At 68.7% G+C, this 4,825-nt stretch carries 3 protein-coding genes; 2 read left to right on the top strand and 1 reads right to left on the bottom strand.

Annotated features, from left to right (window positions below; genetic code table 11):
* Positions 1 to 170: 170 nt before the first annotated feature.
* Complete coding sequence (uvrA, locus tag ACFU8Q_RS39160) at positions 171 to 3,230, bottom strand: excinuclease ABC subunit UvrA (RefSeq protein ID WP_384464281.1); 3,060 nt, start codon at positions 3,228 to 3,230, stop codon at positions 171 to 173.
* A 175-nt stretch (positions 3,231 to 3,405) separates the two neighbouring features.
* Here uvrA and ACFU8Q_RS39155 point away from each other — a divergent pair, with 175 nt between their 5' ends.
* Together ACFU8Q_RS39155 and ACFU8Q_RS39150 are read left to right on the top strand one after the other, a co-directional pair.
* Positions 3,406 to 4,095 carry a maleylpyruvate isomerase family mycothiol-dependent enzyme gene (locus tag ACFU8Q_RS39155; protein WP_384464278.1) on the top strand — a complete coding sequence of 230 codons (690 nt, stop codon included), beginning with the start codon at positions 3,406 to 3,408 and terminating at the stop codon, positions 4,093 to 4,095.
* A gap of 10 nt (positions 4,096 to 4,105) precedes the next feature.
* Complete coding sequence (locus ACFU8Q_RS39150) at positions 4,106 to 4,762, top strand: MBL fold metallo-hydrolase (protein ID WP_384464276.1); 657 nt, start codon at positions 4,106 to 4,108, stop codon at positions 4,760 to 4,762.
* Positions 4,763 to 4,825 lie beyond the last annotated feature (63 nt).

Genomic DNA, 4,825 nt, shown 5'->3' with positions numbered 1-4,825 from the left:
GCGCGGGGCGTTGGGGTGTGGGGGGGGGCCCTTCCGGGCGTACCACCCCGGTACCGACCGAGGGGGCGCCCCCCGGGCTCCGGGGGCCGCCACTTGAACGCGCGGGCCGTCAGGCCTTGCGCGCACGGGTCGCCTGTCGAAGCCACCACCCTGTTCGGGGCGGTGGCCCGTCAGGCCTTGCGCGCGCGGGTCGCCTTCTTCGCCGCGGGCTTCTTCGCGGCGGCCGCCCTGTCGGTCCTTGCCGTGGCCGACTTGGCGGCCTGACCCGCGCTCGTCCTGGCCGTGGCCGTCTTCCTGGCCGGGGTCGACTTCGCGGCGACCACCTTCTTCGCCACCACCTTCCGTGCCGGCTTGCGGGCCGCCGGCACCGCGGCTTCGCTCACCCGGTCCGGATCGAGGATGCCCTGGAGGAACTTGCCGGTGTGGCTGGCCGGAACTCCGGCGACCTGCTCCGGGGTTCCCTCGGCAACGACGAGACCGCCGCCGTTACCCCCTTCGGGGCCCATGTCGATGACCCAGTCCGCGGTCTTGATCACGTCGAGGTTGTGCTCGATGACGATCACCGAGTTGCCCTTGTCGACCAGCCCGGAGAGCACCTTGATGAGCTTGCTGATGTCCTCGAAGTGCAGCCCCGTGGTCGGCTCGTCCAGGACGTAGACCGTCCGGCCGGTGGAGCGCTTCTGGAGCTCGCTCGCGAGCTTCACCCGCTGTGCCTCACCGCCGGAGAGTGTCGGCGCGGACTGGCCGAGCCTGACGTATCCGAGGCCGACCTCGTGGAGCGTACGGAGGTGACGGGCGATCGTCGGGACGGCCTCGAAGAACTCCAGGCCCTCCTCGATCGGCATGTCCAGCACCTCGGCGATGGACTTGCCCTTGTAGTGGACCTCCAGCGTCTCCCGGTTGTAGCGCGCTCCGTGGCAGACCTCGCACGGGACGTACACATCCGGCAGGAAGTTCATCTCGATCTTGATCGTGCCGTCGCCGGAGCAGTTCTCGCAGCGGCCGCCCTTGACGTTGAAGGAGAAGCGGCCCGGCAGATAGCCGCGCACCTTCGCCTCCATCGTCTCGGCGAACAGCTTGCGGACGTGGTCGAAGACGCCGGTGTACGTGGCCGGGTTGGACCGGGGCGTACGGCCGATGGGCGACTGGTCGACGTGCACCACCTTGTCGACCTGGTCGTCGCCGTCGACCCGGGTGTGCCGGCCGGGGACCGACTTGGCACCGTTCAGCTCGCGTGCCAGGTGGGTGTAGAGGATGTCGTTGACCAGCGTCGACTTTCCGGAGCCCGAGACGCCCGTGACGGCCGTGAGCACGCCGAGCGGGAAGGAGACGTCGATGTCCTGGAGGTTGTTCTCCCGGGCACCGTGCACCGTGAGGGTGCGCGTCGGGTCGACGGGGCGCCGGATGTCGGGCATCACGATCGACTTCTTGCCGGTCAGGTACTGGCCGGTGATCGACTCGCCGTTGCCCAGCAGTTCCCGGAGCGATCCGGAGTGGACCACCTTGCCGCCGTGCTCACCGGCGCCGGGGCCGATGTCGACGACCCAGTCGGCGACCTTGATGGTGTCCTCGTCGTGCTCGACGACGATGAGCGTGTTGCCCATGTCGCGGAGCCGGACCAGGGTCTCGATCAGCCGGTGGTTGTCCCGCTGGTGCAGGCCGATGGACGGCTCGTCCAGCACGTACAGCACGCCGACCAGGCCGGAACCGATCTGGGTGGCCAGCCGGATGCGCTGTGCCTCGCCGCCGGACAGCGTGCCCGCGGCACGGTTCAGCGAGAGGTAGTCGAGGCCGACGTCGACCAGGAACCTCAGCCGCTCGTTGACCTCCTTCAGCACCCGTTCGGCGATCTTCTTGTCGCGCGCGTTCAGCTTCATCCGGCCGAGGAACTCGGCGCACTCGCTGATCGACATCGCGGAGACCTCGGCGATGGACTTCTCCATCACCGTGACCGCGAGGACGATCGGCTTCAGCCTGGTGCCCTCACAGGTCGGGCAGGGCACCTCGCGCATGTAGCCCTCGAAGCGCTCCCGGCTGGAGTCGCTCTCGGCCTCGGAGTGCCGCCGCTTGACGAACTGCACCGCCCCCTCGAAGGCGGGCGTGGTGTAGGCGCGCTCGCGCCCGTACCGATTGCGGTATCGGACCTCGGTCTGGATCTTGTGGCCGAAGAGCAGGGCCTTCTTGGCGCGCTGCGGCAGCCCGGCCCACGGGATGTCCGTACGGAATCCGAGGGCCTCGGCGAGGGCGCCGATCAGCCGGCCGAAGTACTCCTTGGTGTGGCCGTGCGACCAGGGGTGGATCGCGCCCCCGTCGAGCGACCTGTCCTCGTCGGGGACGATCAGCTCCGGGTCGACCTCCATGCGCGTACCGATGCCCGTGCAGTCGGGGCAGGCGCCGAAGGGCGAGTTGAAGGAGAAGGAGCGCGGCTCCAGCTCCTCGAAGGAGAGGTCGTCGTACGGGCAGTAGAGGTGCTCGGAGTACATCCGCTCACGCTCGGGGTCGTCCTCGGGCAGGTCGACGAAGTCGAGCACGACCATGCCGCCGGAGAGCCCGAGCGCGGTCTCGACCGAGTCGGTCAGCCGGCGCTTGGCGCTGTCCTTCACCGTGAGCCGGTCGATGACCACCTCGATGGTGTGCTTCTCCTGCTTCTTCAGCTTGGGCGGCTCGGAGAGATGGATGGTCTCGCCGTCGACCCGGGCCCTGCTGTACCCCTTGGTCTGCAGATCGGCGAAGAGGTCGACGAACTCGCCCTTGCGCTCGCGCACCAGCGGCGAGAGCACCTGGAAACGGCTGCCCTCGGGCAGGCCGAGCACTTTGTCGACGATGGCCTGCGGCGACTGGCGCGAAATGGGCCGGCCGCACTCCGGACAGTGCGGCTTGCCGATCCGTGCGAAGAGCAGCCGGAGGTAGTCGTAGACCTCGGTGATGGTGCCGACGGTCGAGCGCGGGTTGCGCGAGGTCGACTTCTGGTCGATGGAGACGGCGGGCGAGAGGCCCTCGATGAAGTCGACGTCCGGCTTGTCCATCTGGCCGAGGAACTGGCGGGCGTACGAGGAGAGGGACTCCACGTAGCGCCGCTGGCCCTCGGCGAAAATCGTGTCGAACGCGAGAGACGACTTGCCCGACCCGGAAAGCCCGGTGAAGACGATGAGGGAGTCGCGGGGGAGGTCGAGCGAGACGTTCTTGAGGTTGTGCTCGCGAGCGCCACGGACGATGAGACGGTCGGCCACGCCGGTCCGCACCTTTCTAGAGAGAAATGGGGGAACTGAGCCGCTGTCCCAGGGTACGGGGGGCGCCACAGCGATGTACGAAGCTTTCGACTCCGAGCGTATAGCACGCGCATTCGATTTACGGACGGCTGCCGACTCCTTCACCCGATTGAGTGGCGGAGCTAGGCTCGGCACCATGATTGATCATGCGCACGACCTGGACGCCGTACGTGAAGCGACTGATCGACTGCTCAGCGCCACCGGGAAACTGGACGATGCCGCGCTCGCCCAGCCGTCGCGATTGCCGGGCTGGAGCCGGGGCCATGTCGTTGCACACCTCTGTCGTAACGCCGACGCGATCGTAAATGTTCTCCAGGGCCGACCCATGTACGCAGACAGCGAAACCCGCGACCGCGACATCGAGCGCGGCTCATGCCGGCCGAGGGTCGAGCAGCTGGCCGACCTGGCAGGGAGCGCGGCCCGTTTCATGGATGCCGCCTCGGCCCCCGCGGACTGGTCCCGTACGGTCACGCTGCGCAACGGCGTGACGGATTCGGCCTCCCGGATCCCCTTCCGCCGTCGCGTCGAGGTCGAGCTGCACCATGTCGACCTGGGCATCGGCTACGAGCTGGAGGATCTTCCCGAAGAGTTCGTCGGCCGGGAGATCGACTTCCTCACCGAGCGGTTCGACCGGCACCCGGAGGTCGCGTCCACGGCGGTGGCCGCGGACGACGGCCGGTCCTGGACCACGGGCGGCGGCGCGGAAGGCGGCCCTGTCGTGGTCCGCGGCACAGCTCCCGAGCTGCTCGGCTGGCTCTGCGGACGCCGCGACGGGTCGGCGCTGGCCGTCGAAGGCGGACCCCTTCCCGCACTACCCCCGCTATAGGCTGAGTCGTATGACGTACAGCGGAGCGGTCAAGGTCGGCGGACGTGCGGATGTACACGAGTTGACGGATCTGATGATCTCCAAGGTCGCCGTCGGCCCGATGAACAACAACGCCTATCTGCTGCGCTGCCGGGCCACCGGCGAGCAGCTCCTGATCGACGCGGCCAACGAGGCCGGGACCCTGCTACGGCTGATCGGTGACGACGGCATCGCCTCCGTCGTCACCACCCATCGGCACGGCGACCACTGGCAGGCGCTCGGCGAGGTGGTGGCGGCCACCGGCGCGCGTACGTTCGCCGGGCGGTACGACGCCGAGGGCATCCCGGTCCCGACCGATGTCATGGTCGACGACAACGACACGATCCGGGTGGGCCGGGTCGGCCTGATCGCCCGTCATCTCGCCGGTCACACGCCGGGCTCCATCGCGCTGATCTACGACGACCCGCACGGCGCTCCGCATCTGTTCACCGGGGACTGCCTCTTCCCCGGCGGAGTCGGCAACACCCACAAGGACCCCGAGGCCTTCGCGAGCCTGCTCCACGATGTGGAGACCAAGCTTTTCGATCACCTGCCCGACGAGACCTGGGTCTATCCGGGCCACGGTCACGACACCACACTCGGCGACGAGCGCCCGCAGCTGCCGCAGTGGCGCGCCCGCGGCTGGTGACGGCGGCCGCCAAGGCACTCTCCACGCGTACGGACACCGGCCGGGGCGGGCAACGGACAGTTG

Origin of the sequence: Streptomyces sp. NPDC057543 (assembly GCF_042801895.1) — a bacterium.
GTDB lineage: Bacteria > Actinomycetota > Actinomycetes > Streptomycetales > Streptomycetaceae > Streptomyces.
The sequence above is the reverse complement of the archived record's forward strand: the minus strand, read 5'-3'. Positions and strand labels throughout refer to the sequence as shown.

Excerpts from the sequence above, each read along its gene's own strand:
- ACFU8Q_RS39155 (WP_384464278.1), top strand. The coding sequence starts at position 3,406 with ATGATTGATCATGCGCACGACCTGGACGCCGTACGTGAAGCGACTGAT.
- ACFU8Q_RS39150 (WP_384464276.1), top strand. The coding sequence starts at position 4,106 with ATGACGTACAGCGGAGCGGTCAAGGTCGGCGGACGTGCGGATGTACAC.